Source organism: Lysobacter sp. GCM10012299, assembly GCF_042649405.1.
GTDB lineage: Bacteria > Pseudomonadota > Gammaproteobacteria > Xanthomonadales > Xanthomonadaceae > Lysobacter_J.
Map to the genome: position 1 here is coordinate 724,309 of NZ_JBHRZC010000002.1, position 15,977 is coordinate 740,285.

General features: G+C 67.6%; 10 protein-coding genes and 2 riboswitches. Of the genes, 5 read left to right on the top strand and 5 right to left on the bottom strand.

Annotated elements, in window-relative coordinates; genetic code table 11:
- The first annotated feature begins 80 nt into the window (after positions 1 to 80).
- Positions 81 to 491: a group III truncated hemoglobin gene (locus ACFOPO_RS07540; protein ID WP_386702469.1), complete on the top strand. Its 411-nt coding sequence runs from the start codon at positions 81 to 83 to the stop codon at positions 489 to 491.
- A 10-nt stretch (positions 492 to 501) separates the two neighbouring features.
- Here ACFOPO_RS07540 and ACFOPO_RS07545 read toward each other — a convergent pair whose 3' ends face one another.
- From ACFOPO_RS07545 to ACFOPO_RS07565, 5 genes are all read right to left on the bottom strand, one after another.
- Positions 502 to 2,013 (bottom strand): glycosyltransferase family 39 protein, encoded by a 1,512-nt coding sequence (locus ACFOPO_RS07545; RefSeq protein WP_386702471.1) that lies wholly within the window; start codon positions 2,011 to 2,013, stop codon positions 502 to 504.
- Positions 2,014 to 2,136: 123 nt separating this feature from the next.
- Complete coding sequence (gene metE / locus ACFOPO_RS07550) at positions 2,137 to 4,413, bottom strand: 5-methyltetrahydropteroyltriglutamate--homocysteine S-methyltransferase (protein ID WP_386702473.1); 2,277 nt, start codon at positions 4,411 to 4,413, stop codon at positions 2,137 to 2,139.
- 168 nt (positions 4,414 to 4,581) lie between these two features.
- Positions 4,582 to 4,789, bottom strand: a riboswitch (cobalamin riboswitch).
- A gap of 66 nt (positions 4,790 to 4,855) precedes the next feature.
- Positions 4,856 to 5,263 carry an acyl-CoA thioesterase gene (locus ACFOPO_RS07555; RefSeq protein ID WP_386702475.1) on the bottom strand — a complete coding sequence of 136 codons (408 nt, stop codon included), beginning with the start codon at positions 5,261 to 5,263 and terminating at the stop codon, positions 4,856 to 4,858.
- Entirely contained in the window at positions 5,250 to 6,263 is a 1,014-nt protein-coding gene (locus ACFOPO_RS07560; protein ID WP_386702477.1) for a ribonucleotide-diphosphate reductase subunit beta, read from the bottom strand. The genes ACFOPO_RS07555 and ACFOPO_RS07560 overlap by 14 nt, the downstream gene beginning before the upstream one ends.
- Positions 6,264 to 6,429: 166 nt before the next feature.
- A complete protein-coding gene (locus ACFOPO_RS07565) occupies positions 6,430 to 8,790 on the bottom strand; it encodes a ribonucleoside-diphosphate reductase subunit alpha (protein WP_386702687.1) in 2,361 nt (786 codons plus the stop codon).
- 351 nt (positions 8,791 to 9,141) lie between these two features.
- A riboswitch (cobalamin riboswitch) is annotated at positions 9,142 to 9,380 on the bottom strand.
- A gap of 163 nt (positions 9,381 to 9,543) precedes the next feature.
- On the opposite strand from ACFOPO_RS07565, the gene ACFOPO_RS07570 reads away from it, so the two are divergent.
- The 4 genes from ACFOPO_RS07570 (at position 9,544) to ACFOPO_RS07585 (ending at position 15,813) form a co-directional block, all read left to right on the top strand.
- A complete protein-coding gene (locus ACFOPO_RS07570) occupies positions 9,544 to 10,716 on the top strand; it encodes a phosphoglycerate kinase (RefSeq protein ID WP_386702479.1) in 1,173 nt (390 codons plus the stop codon).
- 63 nt (positions 10,717 to 10,779) lie between these two features.
- The gene (locus tag ACFOPO_RS07575) at positions 10,780 to 12,816 is read left to right on the top strand and encodes a DUF3857 domain-containing transglutaminase family protein (protein ID WP_386702481.1); all 2,037 of its coding nucleotides are present in this window, start codon (positions 10,780 to 10,782) and stop codon (positions 12,814 to 12,816) included.
- On the top strand, positions 12,813 to 15,074 hold the full coding sequence (locus tag ACFOPO_RS07580) for a tetratricopeptide repeat protein (protein WP_386702483.1): 2,262 nt from the start codon (positions 12,813 to 12,815) through the stop codon (positions 15,072 to 15,074). Before ACFOPO_RS07575 ends, ACFOPO_RS07580 begins: the two co-directional genes overlap by 4 nt.
- 82 nt (positions 15,075 to 15,156) lie before the next feature.
- Entirely contained in the window at positions 15,157 to 15,813 is a 657-nt protein-coding gene (locus ACFOPO_RS07585; RefSeq protein WP_386702485.1) for an HAD hydrolase-like protein, read from the top strand.
- Positions 15,814 to 15,977 lie beyond the last annotated feature (164 nt).

A 15,977-nucleotide genomic window follows, 5' to 3' on the forward strand; every position in this document is an offset into this window, starting at 1 on the left:
GCGTTTTTGGCCCGTCATTCCCGCGAAGGCGGGAATCCATGGACCTTGATTTCCATACTGCAAACCCCCAGTTGAAGGCCATGAGCCACTCCACACCGCTCGACGAGCAGCAGCTTGCAACCCTCGTGGACCGCTTCTACGAGCAGGTACGCGTCCATCCGGAGCTGGGCCCGGTCTTCAACGCCGCCATCGATGACTGGCCCGAGCACAAGCGATTGCTCACGTCGTTCTGGTCGTCGGTGTTGCTGGGCACGCGCAGCTATCGCGGCCAGCCCATGGCCGCGCACCGGCCGCACCCGATCCGTCCCGAGCATTTCGACCAGTGGCTGGCGCTGTGGCAGGCGACCGCGGACTCACTGCTTGCACCCGAGCACGCCGCGCTCGCACGCGAACACGCCGAGAAGATCGGCTACAGCCTGCGCTACGGTCTCGGCCTGCAGGAACGCAAGGGCGCCATCCCGCTAGGCGTGCCGCTCGCCGGCAACGGCTGAGTCGATCGCGTCAGCCGAACTTCTGCATCTTCGGCCACGCCTGCGGCCACGGGATGCGCAGGTCGCGGCAGATGAAGATGTCAGGGTGGTCTTCCGATTCTTCGTTGGGCACGTTGTAGCGATTGCGGATGCGACCGGCGAACTCGCAGTGGGCCGGGGCATCGGCGATGTCCTCGGGTGAATCACCCAGCACGATCACCGTCTTTGGCGGGGTCGCACCATAGCCCTTGTACCAGTACGAATTGACCGGGCTGATCGCCGTCGGCAGACCGAGTTTCGGACCGTAGAGGTTGATCGCGCCGGCCTCGCCGTAGTTGTTCGTGAACACCGCGGTGTGCTCGCGCTCGGCGGGCGGCAGTGCGTGGTAGATGCGGGCGACTTCCTCCACCAGCTCCGGCCAGCCGATCTGCTCGGCGAAGTTGTCGTGTGCGGCGCGGCTGATGCGCCAGCCGGTCGAATTGACTTCGGCAAACTGCAGGCCGATCAGTCCGCTACCAATCGCCATCACCGTCACCCATACGGTCAGCAGGCCCGTGCCGGTGAGTGCGTAACCGGCGCGCAGCGGTCCTTGCCGGTGCAGGAACTGTTCGATCGCGACGCAACCGGCTGCGAGCAGCATCGGATAGGCCCCGGCCAGGTAGTAGGAGCGGCCCTGGGCGATCACGAACAGCAGCAGCGGTATCAGGTACATCCATGCGACTACCGCGTAGCGTCGGCCCGCCTTGGACAGCGTCAGCCACACCAGGCCGGCAAACCAGACCGGCAACGCCATCAGGCCGGCGTTGCCGTACAGCTGCTCCACCAGAAAGTCGCGCGTGCGGCCGATGCGCACGTCACGCGCGTGGATGAATTGCAGGAAATCCAGCGAGATGAAGTCGTGCCGCCATTGCCACAGCGCATTGGGCAGGAACAGCAGCAGTGACAGCGCCACGCCGAGCCACAGCCAGCGGCTGCGCAGGTGCGCGCGCAGTGGCGTCGCCACGGTCGCGATCACTATGCCGGCGACGCAGAACACGATCGTGTATTTGGTCAGCATGCCCACGCCGATGACGGCGCCGATCGCCAGCCACCAGCGCGCGTCGCCGCTGTTGACCAGCCGCAGCATCAGCCAGGCCAGCAGCACCCACCACAGGTAGTCGAAACTGACGTACTGCATCAGCCCGCCGGACACCATCGAGAACGGTGCCAGTGCAGTGAACAGTGCAGCGACGATCTGCGTGGCGCGCGTGCCGCCCATCTCGCGTGCGATCAGGCCGGCGAGCACGGCGGCAATGCTCTGTGCCAGCGCCGCGAAAACACGGAAGCCGCTGAGCGAGTCACCGAACAGTTCCAGGGAGGTCCGCGCCAGCGCCGGCGTCAGTGGCGGGTAGGCGACGTAGCCCCAGGCCAGGCTGCGCGCATCATCGAGCAGCGCCAGTTCGTCGCGGTGGAATCCGTAGTGCTGGTTGCTGAAGAGCCGCAGGACGAACAGCGCGATCGCGATCACGGCGGGCCAGACGACATGGCTGCGGGGTAGGCGCATGGGCATGGCAGCGGCGATTCCTGTTCAGGATGTCGGCTATTTAGTCCTGCGCCCGGCCCGGATGCAATGGAGCATGCGGCAATGGAGGCCGCCCGCCCGTGGGGGCGGGCGGCTCCGTCGGCGTCAGGCCGTGGTCAGCCCGAGGCGCAGCTCGCGCGTGGCCTGGACCATCGCGCTCAACGCCTTGCGTACCTCCGGCCAGCCGCGGGTCTTGAGGCCGCAGTCCGGGTTGACCCACAGCTGCGCCGCCGGGATCACCTGCAACGCCCTGTCCAGCAGCTCGCCGATCTCCTCGGGCGACGGCACGCGGGGAGCGTGGATGTCGTACACGCCGGGGCCGATGCCGTTGGGGTAGCGGAACCTGGCGAAGGCATCAAGCAGCTCCATCCGCGAGCGCGAGGTCTCGATCGAGATCACGTCGGCATCGAGCGCGGCGACCGCGTCGATGATGTCGTTGAACTCGGCGTAGCACATGTGGGTGTGGATCTGGGTAGTGTCCGCCACCGCGCCGGCGGCGAGGCCGAACGCTTCCACCGCCCAGGCCAGGTAGTGCGGCCAGTCCTCGCGCCGCAACGGCAGGCCTTCGCGCAAGGCCGGTTCGTCGATCTGGATGATGGCGATGCCGGCTGCTTCCAGTTCGAGCACTTCATCGCGCAGGGCCAGCGCGATCTGCCGGCAGGTGTCGGCGCGTGGCTGGTCGTCGCGCACGAACGACCACTGCAGGATGGTCACCGGCCCGGTCAGCATGCCCTTCACCGGGTAGTGCGTGCGCGACTGCGCGTAGCGGGTCCATTCGACGGTCATCGCGCGCGGCCGGCTGACATCGCCGTACAGCACCGGCGGCTTCACGCAGCGCGAGCCGTAGCTTTGCACCCAGCCGTGGGAGGTGAAGGCGAAACCGTCGAGCTGCTCGCCGAAGTACTCGACCATGTCGTTGCGCTCGAACTCGCCGTGCACCAGCACGTCCAGGCCGATGGCTTCCTGTTCGCGCAGGCAGTTGTCGATCTCGCGCTCGAGGAACTGCCGGTAACCGGCGTCGTCCAGCTTGCCCGCCTTGTAGTCGGCGCGTGCCTTGCGTACCAGCGACAGCTGCGGAAACGAGCCGATCGTGGTGGTTGGGAGCGGTGGCAATGCCAGGCGCTCGTGCTGCAGTCGAGCGCGCTGTGCATAGGGCGTGTTGCGCCGGCTCATCGCTGGAGAGAGTGAAGCCAGTCGCGTGCGGACGCTGCCATTGGCCAGCTCCGGTGCACTGCGATGCGCGGCGCGCGCCGCCTGTGCGCTGGAGATTGCCGTTGCGGCGGCAGCATCCCCTGCGTTTGCATCGGCCAGCAACCGCAGCTCTTCGAGCTTCTGTCGCGCGAACGCCATACCGCCGCGCAGCGGCTGTGGCAGCTTGCGCTCCAGCTCGAGGTCAATCGGCACGTGCAGCAGCGAGCACGACGGCGCCAGCCAGCGCACGCGCGACCCGGCCGTGCGTACCAGCGCCAGTGCGGCATCCAGGTCGGTGCGCCATACGTTGCGACCGTCGACGATGCCCAGGCTCAGGGCGCGCTCGGCGGGCCACGCCGCCAGGACGCGTTCGAGCTGCTGCGGCGCACGTGCCAGGTCAATGTGCAATGCATCCACCGGCAGGCTGGCGACCAGGTCCACGTTGTCGCCCAGGTCGCCGAAGTAGCTTGCAAGCAGGATCTGCGGCACGTCGGCCGCGGACAGGGCGGCGAACGAGCGGCGATAGGCGTCGCGATCGGCATCGCCCAGGTCGAGCACCAGGCAGGGTTCGTCGATCTGCACCCACGACGCCCCGGCGGTCTTCAGCTGCTGCAGCAGTTGCACATACGCCGGCAGCAGCGCATCAAGCAGTTCGAGCGGGCAGCCGCCATCCTCGCGCTTGCCCAGCTTGAGGAACGACACCGGGCCGAGCAGCACCGGGCGTGCCTCCAGCCCGAGCGCACGGGCTTCGTGCAGCTCGGCCAGTGGCTTGTCACCGCGCAGGCGGAACCGCTGGTCGGCCTGGAACTGCGGCACGAGGTAGTGGTAGTTGCTGTCGAACCACTTGGTCATCTCCAGCGCGTGCAGGTCGTGGCGGCCGTCCTGCAGGCCGCGGGCGAGGGCGAAGTAGCCGGCCAGCGGGTCTGCCTCGAACAGCTCGCGGTGCGTGGGCGGGATGGCGTCGAACAGCACGGCGGTGTCGAGCACGTGGTCGTACAGGGAGAAGTCGTTGCACGGCACTGTGTCGACGCCGGCCTCGTTTGCCAGCTGCCAGTGCCGCGCACGCAGTTCGCGTGCGGTTGCGTGGAGTTCCGCCGATGTCGCCTGGCCTTTCCAGAACGATTCGAGGGCTTGCTTGAGCTCGCGTCGCGCGCCGATGCGCGGGAAGCCGAGATGGGTTACCTGGGTCATGGTGATGATGTACCTGCGATGCGTTATGCATGACGCAGGGCAACGAAGGAGGGCACGGCCACGCACCGACGCCGCGAACGGCGCCGGAAGAAGACCAGCCTTCGACCTTCGCCCCCGCGGGCGAACCGGCCGCAAGGCGCGAGCCATGCGGTCGGGGGTCGGACGGAGAGCGGACTCTCCGGTCGGGGCAGGTCTTCGGGCTCGTGGGCGCGAGGAGTTCGTCCTCACCTACTGGCCATCGCTTCCCGGGCCAAAGGTCCCAGTGCATGGATGGCGGTCGTTCCCATATACCGCTGCGGGGCAGCTCCGGAATTGGACGGGTGTCCGTACCGGATTCCCTCTGGCGCCACCGGTTGCCCGGCGGTGCTTGTCACATCGCTCCATCTTTATGAAGCGATGATCACCACGACGGCGCTAACGTTAGCCCCGCCGGCGGGAGGCGTCAATCGGCAGATGGCACCAGGGCAGGGACCGGCGTCGGCTGGCCGTGCATGTCCAGCGCGACCATGGTGAAGCGACCGCGCGTGGCCAGTTGCGTGTCGCCGGTCATCAGGTCCTCGCGGTGCATGTCGACTTCCACCTGCAGCGAGCTGCGGCCGGTGGCGACCACGCGCGCGACCAGCTCGACCAGCGCGCCCTTGGGCACGGCGACATGGAAGTCGATCTGCTCCGACCGCGCCGTGACCACGGTGCTGCGCGCATAGCGCGAGGCGGCGACGAAGGCGGCCTTGTCCATCCATGCCAGCGCCTGGCCACCGAACAGCGTGCCCAGGTGGTTGGTGTGGTCGGGGAACACGATCTCCGTCATGCGCGCTTCGGTGGGAGGCGCCGCCGCCTCAGAACGCGGCATCGAATGCGACCTCGCCCTGCACGCCCACCTGGTACGCCGAGACGCGACGCTCGAAGAAGTTGGTCACTTCCTGCACGTCCTGCAGGTCCATGAAGGCGAACGGGTTGGTCGCGCCGAAATGGCGTGGCATGCCCAGCTGCGCCAGGCGCTGGTCGGCGCAGTACTGCAGGTACTGGCGCATGTCCTTCGGCGACAGGCCGGCGACACCGCCCGACAACACGTCCTGGGCGAACTGCATCTCGCACTCCACCGCTTCCTCCAGCATCTGCACGACCTGGCGCTGCAGTTCGTCGTCGAACAGTTCCGGCTGCTCGCTGCGCGCGGTGCGGATCACCTCGAAGGCGAAGGCCATGTGGCAGCTCTCGTCGCGGAACACCCAGTTGGTGCCCGAGGCCAGGCCGTGCAGCAGGCCGCGCGAACGCAGGTAGTAGACGTAGGCGAAGGCGGCGAAGAAGAACAGGCCCTCGATGCAGCAGGCGAAGCAGATCAGGTTGAGCAGGAACTGGCGGCGCTGCTCCGTCGTCTCGATGCGACGGATGTCCTGGATCGAGTCGATCCACTTGAAGCAGAACTCGGCCTTGGCGCGGATCGACGAAATGTTCTGCACCGCATCGAACGCCTTGGCGCGCGCGACCGGGTCGGGCAGGTAGGTGTCGAGCAGGGTCAGGTAGAACTGCACGTGCAGTGCTTCCTCGTACAACTGCCGCGACAGGTACATGCGCGCCTCGGGCGCGTTGATGTGCTGGTACAGGTTCAGCACCAGGTTGTTGGCGACGATGCTGTCGCCGGTGGCGAAGAAGGCCACCAGGCGCTCGATCAGGTGACGCTCGGCCGGCCCGAGCTTGTGCTTGAGGTCGTTGACGTCGAGCGAGAAGTCGACCTCTTCCACGGTCCAGGTGTTTCGGATCGCGTCGCGGTACATCTCGTAGAACTGCGGGTAGCGCATCGGCCGCAATGTGAGGTCGAAGCCGGGGTCGAGCAGGCGGATGTCGGTGGTCATGGAAATCCTTTGAAGGAAAACCCTCTCCCCTGGCGGGAGAGGGTGGCGCGAAGCGCCGGGAGAGGGGGACGCTGGTGTTCTTCCTGGGGGGAGGGCGCGTCCCCTCTCCCTGGCGCCGTTGGCGCCTGTCCCTCTCCCGCAAGGGGAGAGGGAGGTTGGACTACAGCTACTGGCAGGCCTCGCAGCTTTCCGGGTTTTCCAGCGAGCAGGCGACTGCCTCAACCGCCGTGTACTCGGGCTTGGACGCTTCGGCGACACCGCTGACGGTGGCCTTGGCGATCTTCGTCGCCGGGCGCGAGCGCAGGTAGTAGGTGGTCTTGAGACCCTTCTTCCACGCGTACATGTACATCGACGACAGCTGGCCGATGTTCGGGCTCTCGATGAACAGGTTCAGCGACTGGCTCTGGTCGATGAAGGCGCCGCGGTCGGCGGCCATGTCGATCAGCGAGCGCATCGGCAGTTCCCATGCGGTGCGGTAGACCGCGCGCAGCGACTCGGGAATCTGGGTGATGCCCTGGATCGAACCTTCGGCCATCTTGATGCGGTCGCGCAGTTCCGGCGTCCACAGGCCCAGCGTCTTGAGTTCCTCGGCGAGGTAGCGGTTGACGACGAGGAAGTCACCCGACAGCGTCTCGCGCTTGAACAGGTTCGACACCTGCGGCTCGATGCACTCGTAGCAGCCGGCGATCGAGGCGATGGTGGCCGTCGGTGCGATCGCGATCAGCAGCGAGTTGCGCAGGCCGTGCTCGGCGATGCGCGCACGCAGGCTGTCCCAGCCGTGGGCATCGGACGGCGCCACGCCCCAGGCTTCGAACTGCAGCTCGCCCTGCGAGGCACGCGTGTCGGCGAACGACGGATGGCGGCCGCGTTCCATCGCCAGCTCGTTCGACGCAGTCAGCGCATGGAAGTACACCGCCTCGGCGATCTGCTTCGACAGCGCACGCGCCTGGTCGGAGTCGAACGGCATGCGCAGCTTGAAGAACACGTCCTGCAGGCCCATCACGCCCAGGCCGACCGGGCGCCACTTGAGGTTGGCGCGGCGCGCGGTCTCGATCGGATAGAAGTTGAGGTCGATCACGCGATCGAGCTGGCGCACGGCCAGGCGCACGGTCTCGGCAAGCTTCTCGAAATCGAAGCGTCCGTCTTCGCCGTGCACCGGGCCCTCGGCGAAGAGCTCGACGTGGTGCGACAGGTTGATCGACCCCAGGTTGCATACCGCCGTCTCGTCCTGCGAGGTGACTTCCAGGATCTCGGTGCACAGGTTCGACAGGTGCACCACGTTGCCTTCGCGCAGGGTCTGGTTGCAGGCGCGGTTGGACTTGTCCTTGAAGTTCATCCAGCCGTTGCCGGTCTGTGCCAGCGTGCGCACCATGCGGCTGTACAGCTCGCGTGCCTTGACGGTACGCGACGCCAGGCCGGCCACCTCGGCGGCGTGGTAGGCGCGATCGAAGGCTTCGCCCCACAGATCGGTCAGCTGCGGCACCTTGGCCGGGTCGAACAGCGACCAGTCGCCGTCAGCCTCGACCCGGCGCATGAACTCGTCGGGGATCCAGTTGGCCAGGTTTAGGTTGTGCGTGCGGCGCGCCTCGTCGCCGGTGTTGTCGCGCAGTTCGAGGAACTCCTCGACGTCGGCGTGCCACGGCTCCAGGTACACGCAGGCCGCGCCCTTGCGCTTGCCACCCTGGTTCACCGCGGCGACCGAGGCATCGAGCGTCTTCAGCCATGGCACGATGCCGTTGCTCAGGCCGTTGGTCGAACGGATCAGCGAACCGCGCGAGCGGATGCGGGTGTAACTCAGGCCGATGCCGCCGCTGAACTTGCTCAGCTTGGCCACGTCCATGTAGCGCTTGTAGATGCTTTCCAGCGAATCTTCAGGCGAGTCGAGCAGGAAGCAGCTCGACAGCTGCTCGTGCGTGGTGCCGGAGTTGAACAGCGTCGGCGAGCTGGGGATGTAATCCAGCTGCGCCATGCGCCGGTACAGCGCCAGCGCGTCGCTGACGTCCTCGCTCAATGCGCAGGCGATGCGCAGGAAGAACTGCTGCGGCGTCTCGATCACCGTGCGCGCGGTCGGGTGGCGCAGCAGGTAGCGGTCGTAAAGCGTGCGCAGGCCGAAGTAGTCGAAGCGCTGGTTCAGCGTCGGGTCGATCGCATCGTTGAGCTTGCGCGCGTTGGCCTGGACGAAGGTCAGCAGGCGCTCGTTGATCAGGCCCAGGTCGAAGCCGCGCTGCACCGACTGCGAGAACGCGTGGATCTCGATGCCGGCGACTTCCTTCTCGATCACGCCGGCGAGCAGGCGCGCGGCGAGGCGGCCGTATTCGGGTTCCTCGGCGGTCAGCAGGGCGGCGGTGCGGATCGACAGTTCGTCGAGCTCGCGCGTGGTCGCGCCGTCGTACAGGCCGGAGATGGTGCGGGTGGCCACGCGCATCGGGTCGACGGCGAACAGGCCTTCGCAGTTGCGCGTCACCGCGCGCACGATCTTGTTGAGGTCGACCGGGTCGCGGCGGCCGCTGCGCTTGGTCACCGTCATGGTGAGGTTGGCGGCCGGCGGGGTCAGGGTGAAGCCGGCGGACTCTGTCTGCCCAGAGCCGGTCTGTGCAGTGGCGGCTGCAGGGGGACTGACGGCAGGCTTGCTCGCGGCAGGCGCGTCGGTGGTGGTGGTCATGGCAATGGCTCCGGTGCGTGGGCGCACGGCTGGTCGACCTTCCCTCGAAGGGCGACCTGGCGCGGTTCCGAAGCGTGCGGTTGCGGCGTCGCGCAGGCCGAGACGGGCCTGTGGTGGCGGTCACGTGCTTCGAACAATGCATCGAAAGCAACGGACGCCATCCTGCGACACCGACCGTCTTCCCTCCGAAGACTCGCTGGCCGGTCACCGCGCGGTGTGCAACGCGCGGTTGTCGGCAGGTCTTCGGGCTCTGGACGCGAGGACCGGGCGTGTGCCGCTGGTTCCTCACCTACTGACCGTCGCTTCCCAGGCCCATGCCCAGTGCCATGACGGCGTTCGTTTCCACTACCGCTGCGGGGCAGCGCCGGAGTTGGCCGCTCGCTCGTGAGCGTGGCCGCACCGGACTTCCCTTTTAAGCCGACCGCGAGGTCGGCACCGACGGCCACAACATAGTGGGGGTTGGGTGATCCGTCAACGCTAAATGTTGTGGATAACTTGTGAGTGAGTGGTGGTGCGGATTTGCCGTGCGGGGGTATCGAAGGGAGAATGCGCGTCTCGCTTGAACCCATCCCCTCCCAACCCTCCCCTTGAAGGGGAGGGCTTAAAAGGCCACTGCCCATGTCCATCCTCCGCATGTCCGACCTCGACCTCGCCGGCAAGCGCGTGCTGATCCGCGAAGATCTCAACGTGCCCATCGACGGCGGTCGCATCACCTCCGAGCAGCGCATCACCGCGGCCGTGCCGACGATGAAGCTGGCGCTGGAGAAAGGCGCGGCGGTCATGGTCACCTCGCACCTGGGCCGGCCGAAGGAAGGTGTGTGGAGCGAGGCCGATTCGCTGGCGCCGGTCGCGAAGCGCTTGTCGGAGCTGCTCGGCATCGACGTGCCGCTGGTGAAGGACTGGGTCGACGGCGTCGACGTCGCGCCGGGCCAGCTGGTGCTGCTCGAGAACTGCCGCATGAACGTCGGCGAGGGCAAGGACGACGAGGCGCTGTCGAAGAAGTACGCGGCGCTGTGCGACGTCTACGTCATGGACGCCTTCGGCACTGCACATCGCGCGCAGGCGTCGACCCACGGCGCGATCCGTTTCGCCAAGGTCGCCGCCGGCGGCCCGCTGCTGATGGCTGAGCTCGACGCGCTGGCGAAGGCGCTCGACAACCCGGCGCGTCCGCTGCTGGCGATCGTCGCCGGCTCCAAGGTCTCGACCAAGCTCGAACTGCTGTCGTCGCTGGTGAGCAAGGTCGACCAGCTGATCGTCGGTGGCGGCATCGCCAACACCTTCATCGCCGCGATGGGCCACGGCGTCGGCAAGTCGCTGGTCGAGAACGACCTGATCGACACCGCGAAGAAGATCATGGCCGACGCAAAGGCGCGCGGCGCCGACATCCCGGTGCCGACCGACGTCGTCGTCGCCCCCGCTTTCGCCGCCGATGCCCCGGCCACGGTCAAGGCCGTCGATGCCGTCGGCGCCGACGACATGATCCTCGACATCGGTCCGGACACCGCCGCGCGCTACGCCGAGCTGATCAAGGCCGCCGGCACCGTGGTCTGGAACGGCCCGGTCGGCGTGTTCGAGTTCGATGCATTCGGCAAGGGCACCGAAACCCTGGCCCGTGCGATCGCTTCCAGCAAGGCGTTCTCGATCGCCGGCGGCGGCGACACCTTGGCCGCGGTCGACAAGTACGGCATCGAGCAGGACGTGTCCTACATCTCCACCGGTGGCGGCGCCTTCCTCGAGTTCCTCGAGGGCAAGGAGCTGCCGGCCGTCACCGCCCTGAAGACGCGGGGCTGATTCCCCCTTCTGCCGCCCCCCTGTTCCATTAGTATTCGATGCAGGGAACACAGGGGGCGGTGGATGCGTATTGCATGGGGGTTGCTGGCATGGCTGCTGGCCGGTTCGGTGTGCGCGGGCGAGGTCGAATACCAGCGCGGTGAATACCGCTTCAAGGTCGCCGACGTGCCGGCGTTCGTGCAGCGCCACGAGGTGCCTGCGCGGTGGGACGCCAATGCGCCCGGGGCCAGTGGCGCACCGTGGCGCTTCTGGCTGTACGACGTGCAGGTCGACCATCGCCAGGGCCACGACGACTTCTACGTCGATTATGTCTACGAGGCCAAGGCCGCCTCGTTGCTGGGCGACGCCGGCCGCTTCCAGATCGAGTTCAACCCCGGTTACCAGCAACTGACGATCCATCGCGTCGAGTTGCGTCGCGCCGGCAAATGGCAGACGCGGCTGGCGCCGGAGCGCATCTCGCTGGCGCGGCGCGAGAGCGAGTTCGAGCAGGACCTGGCCGACGGTGAGGTCACCGCGCTGATCGTCCTCGACGACGTCCGTGTCGATGACGTCGTGCGCATCAACTACACCATCACCGGCAGCAACCCGGTGCTCGCCGGCAACACGGTCGACGCGCTGACGTTCGGCTGGCGCAGCCCGGTGCTCGACGCGCGCCTGCGCGCGGTCTACGACGGCGGCAGCGAGCTCAACGTGTACCGCGAGAACGATGCGCCGGCGCCGCGGATCGCCCAGGTCGATGGGCGCACCGAAGCATTGTTTGTCGGCCACGGCGTCCCGGCCCACGTCGACGAAGACAACTATCCGATCTGGTACCAGCCGTTCCCGGTCGCCTGGGTGGCGCGCAAGCGCAGCTGGGGCGACGTGGTGAACTGGGCGCTGCCGCTGTATCCCAAGGCAGGCGCCTTGCCGGCCGACCTGGAAGCGAAGATCGGCCAGTGGCGCAAGCTCGGCGATCCGTATGCGCAGGTGAAGGCGGCACTGCGCACCGTGCAGGAGCAGGTGCGCTACTTCGGCGTCGAGATGGGCGAGAACTCGCACCGTCCGACGCCGCCTGCCGACACCTGGACGCGCCGTTACGGCGACTGCAAGGACAAGGCCTACCTGCTGGTGACGGTGCTCGAGCGCATGGGCATCCGCGCCGCACCGGCGCTGGTGTCGACCACGCGCGGGCGCGGCATCGCCAACTTCCCGGCCGCCGCGTCGGTGTTCAACCACGTGATCGTGCGCGCGCAGGTCGGCGACAACGTGATGTGGGTCGATCCGACGCTGACCGCCCAGGGCGGCGATCCGCGCGACAGCGACCAGAGCCTGTATGGCGTGGCGCTTGCCGTCGCCGCCGGCGTCACCGCGCCGGAAGTGATCGCCGAACCGAAGAATGCCGACGTGCAGGTGACCGTCAACGAGCATTTCGTTCCCGCCGCCGACGGCCGCGAGGTGACGCTCGACGTGACCACGACCTACCAGGGCCGCACCGCCGACGACGTGCGCCGGTCCTTCGCCGGCCAGCGCATCGAGGAAGTGACGCGGCGCTACGCCGACTACTACCGCCAGCGCTTCGGCGAGGTCGCGGTGGCCGCGCCGGCCGCGGTCCAGGACGACCTCGACCGCAACCGCTTCACCCTGGTCGAGCGCTACCGCCTGCTCGCGCCGTTCGACAACGACGCCGGTGGCAAGGCGCTGGATGTCTACGCCGAGGCGCTGGACCGGCCAAGCGCACTGCCGCCGTCGATGTCGCGCAACGGGCCGCTGTTCTTCGGCCGCCCGGTGCGCCTGCGCCACGAGATGCACGTCGAGGTGCCGAAGGGATGGAAACCGTCCTTCCAGGACGAGTCGTCCAGCTTCGCCTCGCCGGGCTTCGCCTACCACCGCGACGTCAAGGTCGAACCCGGCAGGATCAACCTGGTGTACGACATGAAGGTGCTCACCAACGACATCAGCGCCGAGCAGGTGCCTGCGCATGTCGCCGAGTTGCGCAAGCTGCGCGAGAGCCTGTCGGCGCGCCTGCGCTTCCAGTTGCCGGTGGCGCAGCAGCGCGAGGATCGCGACCAGCGCCTGAAGTCGCTGCTCAAGTCGGTGATCGCGGAGACGCAGACGCCATGACCCGTCGCCTGCTTTGCACGTCCCTGCTGCTGGCGTTGTGCCTGCCCGCGACCGCTGCCACGCCTGCCGCGCCGGCCTTCGACGCTGCCAGTGCCTGGCAGCAGTTCCTCGCCAAGGGCGAGCTGGGCACGGCCATTGGCGCGTTCGACGTGATGGACACCGTCGGTTACGACGGCAGCCAGGTCAATGCCGAAGCGTGTGCGCAGCACCGCGACGACATTGCCAGGTCGGTTGCTGCCGCGCCCGTCAGCATCCTGGTCCGGCGCATTGCCTACCTGTGTGCCGAGGCCGTGGCCGATGACGCCGCGGCCGAGCGGGAGATGACGGTGCTGGCGGCGCTGTCACGCTATGCCCTGGGCCAGGCCGGCGACTTCAACAAGCCGATCCGCGTGATCGGTGCCGCCGACGCCACCGCCCTGGTCGCCGCCAGCGGCCTGCAGGTGCTGTCGGTGACGTACCAGTGGCCGCGCCCGGAGCGTTACTTCCCGCTGGTCGTGGTCGGCTGGGACAGCGACGCCAAAGTCGAACACCACCTTACGTTCGATTACATCGACACCATGTACCAGATCGCCCGCGAGGAGCCCAACAAGGGCCTGACGCTGCTGCGCAACGGCCTGGTCGTCAGCGTGGTGTCGAGCGTCGATGCCGAGCTTTCCGCGCGCGACATCAAGGCCGTGCGCGACTCGCGCGACACGGACGGCGTCGCGCAGCGACTGGAGATACTGCGTCCGGCCGCGCGCGAAGGCGGCCTGCGCTCCGCGTTGGAATGGGTGCAGCTGTGCGGCGCAAAACCGACCGCGACCTGCGGTGACGGGTTCGTCGATGCGGTGCTGCCGCGTGCCGAGCAGCAGCAGGCACTGCCGATGCTGCTGCTGGCCTATGCCTATCTGCAGGGACTGGGCGTGGAGCGAGACGAGGCCGCGGCGTGGACGCTGCTCGACGCCGCCGATCGTCGCTGGCCGAACCAAGGTGCCACCGCCGAGTTCACCCGCCTGTGGCTGAGCCTGCACGACGATCCGATCGCCAATGCCGACGTGCCTGTCGCGCTGCAGAAGCGCCTGGATCGTGCCGTCGCCGATGGCAATCGCTTTGCCCGCTATGAAGCACTGCGGCGCAAGGTGTTGTCGCCGGCCAAGCCGAAGCTGGAAGCCGCCGATATCGCCTTTCTCTCAAGCACGGCGATGAACGGCAACGGCACCGGTTTCGCCCTGCTCGCCGATTACCACGACCTCCAGGCAGAACCGCAGTTGCGCCTGCAGGTGCTCGGCAAGGCCGCCGAAGCCGGCCACGTCAAATCGCAGGCAACGTACGCATGGGAGCTGCTGTACGGCAGCGGTGCCCGCGACGCCGAACTTGGCAAGCGCTATGTCTTCGAGGCTGCGCAGGGCGGCCATCCCTGGGCGTTGCGACACCTGGCTGACGACAGCAGCCGCGAAGGGCAGTGGCCGTTGGCGGAGAAGTGGCTGCTGCCGGCGGTCTACGGCGGTGACGTCGATGCGCTGTTCGATCTCGGCGAGCTCTACGCCGCCGGGCGTCCCGGCGTGGAGGGCAAGGCCAGCAACGCCGTGGATATCTTCAAGTCGCTGGCCGATGGCGACTATGCATCGCGCGCACGCGTCAGCCTGGCCGATATGGCGACGCAGGGCCTGGGCATGAAGAAGAACCCGCAGCAGGCGATCCAGTGGTTGCTGCCAGTGGCCGAGAAGGGCGATCTCGACGCGCAGACGCGGCTTGGCCTGGGTTACCTGTATGGCGACTTCGGCAAGGTCGACGAAGCCAAGGCCATGCGCTGGCTGCAGCCGCCGCTGGCGGCCAAGCACGGCTGGGCGAGCAGCGCTTATGGCAGTTGGCTGTACCACCACGGCCAGACGCCCAAGGCGCGCGCTCAGGCGTTCGCGCTGTGGCAGCAAAGTGCCGACGCCGGCACGAGCGATGCATACAACGAGATCGCGTGGGCATCGTGCACTTCGCCGTATCCGGACGCCTTCGACCCCAAGCGCGGGATACAGACGGTGGCGAAGATGGACGAACCGACGCTCCTGGACTTGCCCGAGCTGGACACGGTCGCGGCCTGCTACGCCGCCGCCGGTGACTTCAAGCGCGCCGTGGAGCTGCAGGCGCTGGCGCTGGAGCGCGTCGATGCGCTTGCCGTCAAGCAGCCTGACTACAAGGAAATGGCCGCGCGCGTCCGCGAGCGCCTGGCGCTGTACCGGGCCGATCGCCATTACGTCGACGAAGAAGACAGGAAATCGCTGTAGCCGCCAGAAAGCGGCCTTGTCCGGGCAGGGGGCGTCGGGTCCAATGGTGGCCTGACCTCCCCGATCGGAATCCACGCGCATCATGGCAACGCCCCGCACCCGGTCCACCGTGTTTTTCGACATGGACGGCACCCTGATCGACTCGGCCGTCGGCATCACCCGTTGCGTCGAGTACGCACTGGTCAGGATGGGCCTGCCGGTGCCGCCGCAGTCGGAACTGCGACGCTGGATCGGTCCGGCCCTGCGCACCAGCTTCGGCCCGCTGCTCGACGATCCGCAGGACGTCGAGCAGGCGGTGCTGCACTACCGCGACCGTTTCGAGAGCCATGGCTGGGCCGAGCACGAGGTCTACGCCGGCATCGGCGAGACGATCGAGGCGCTGCACGCGGCCGGGCACCGCCTGGCGGTGGTCACCGCCAAGAACGAACCGCACGCGCGCAAGATCGCCGCGCACCTGCCGTTCGGCCATCGCTTCGACGACATCGTCGGCGCGACCCTGGACGGTCGCATCAGCCACAAGGACCAGCTCATCGCCGAAGCATTGCGCCGCTTCGAGGTCGATGCCGGCGAGTGCTGGATGATCGGCGACCGGCGCATGGACATCGAAGGCGCTCGCCATCACGGCATGCGCAACGTCGGCGTGCTGTGGGGCTTCGGCGGCGAGGCGGAACTGCGCGAGGCGGGGGCGCTGCACCTGGCGGCTGCGCCGGGCGAGTTGCAGGCGCTACTGGCGGCCTGAGCGGCTCGCCGGAGGTGGTCTGCTTTTGACCGGGTGATTCCAGACCACTTCCGCACATGCCCCGCGGTATGGATGCCCGGCGTCCCGGATTGCATGCGTATTCAATTCGAATGACCGCACAGCTGTGCTAGCGTCGCCTGAATCAATCGACACGCAACAGGCGA

What these genes read in the sequence shown, in the direction of transcription:
- metE (WP_386702473.1), bottom strand. Translation starts at nt 4,413, where the DNA reads ATGACCCAGGTAACCCATCTCGGCTTCCCGCGCATCGGCGCGCGACGC.
- ACFOPO_RS07555 (WP_386702475.1), bottom strand. Translation starts at nt 5,263, where the DNA reads ATGCCGCGTTCTGAGGCGGCGGCGCCTCCCACCGAAGCGCGCATGACG.
- ACFOPO_RS07585 (WP_386702485.1), top strand. Translation starts at nt 15,157, where the DNA reads ATGGCAACGCCCCGCACCCGGTCCACCGTGTTTTTCGACATGGACGGC.
- ACFOPO_RS07580 (WP_386702483.1), top strand. Translation starts at nt 12,813, where the DNA reads ATGACCCGTCGCCTGCTTTGCACGTCCCTGCTGCTGGCGTTGTGCCTG.
- ACFOPO_RS07570 (WP_386702479.1), top strand. Translation starts at nt 9,544, where the DNA reads ATGTCCATCCTCCGCATGTCCGACCTCGACCTCGCCGGCAAGCGCGTG.
- ACFOPO_RS07540 (WP_386702469.1), top strand. Translation starts at nt 81, where the DNA reads ATGAGCCACTCCACACCGCTCGACGAGCAGCAGCTTGCAACCCTCGTG.
- ACFOPO_RS07545 (WP_386702471.1), bottom strand. Translation starts at nt 2,013, where the DNA reads ATGCGCCTACCCCGCAGCCATGTCGTCTGGCCCGCCGTGATCGCGATC.
- ACFOPO_RS07575 (WP_386702481.1), top strand. Translation starts at nt 10,780, where the DNA reads ATGCGTATTGCATGGGGGTTGCTGGCATGGCTGCTGGCCGGTTCGGTG.
- ACFOPO_RS07565 (WP_386702687.1), bottom strand. Translation starts at nt 8,790, where the DNA reads ATGACGGTGACCAAGCGCAGCGGCCGCCGCGACCCGGTCGACCTCAAC.
- ACFOPO_RS07560 (WP_386702477.1), bottom strand. Translation starts at nt 6,263, where the DNA reads ATGACCACCGACATCCGCCTGCTCGACCCCGGCTTCGACCTCACATTG.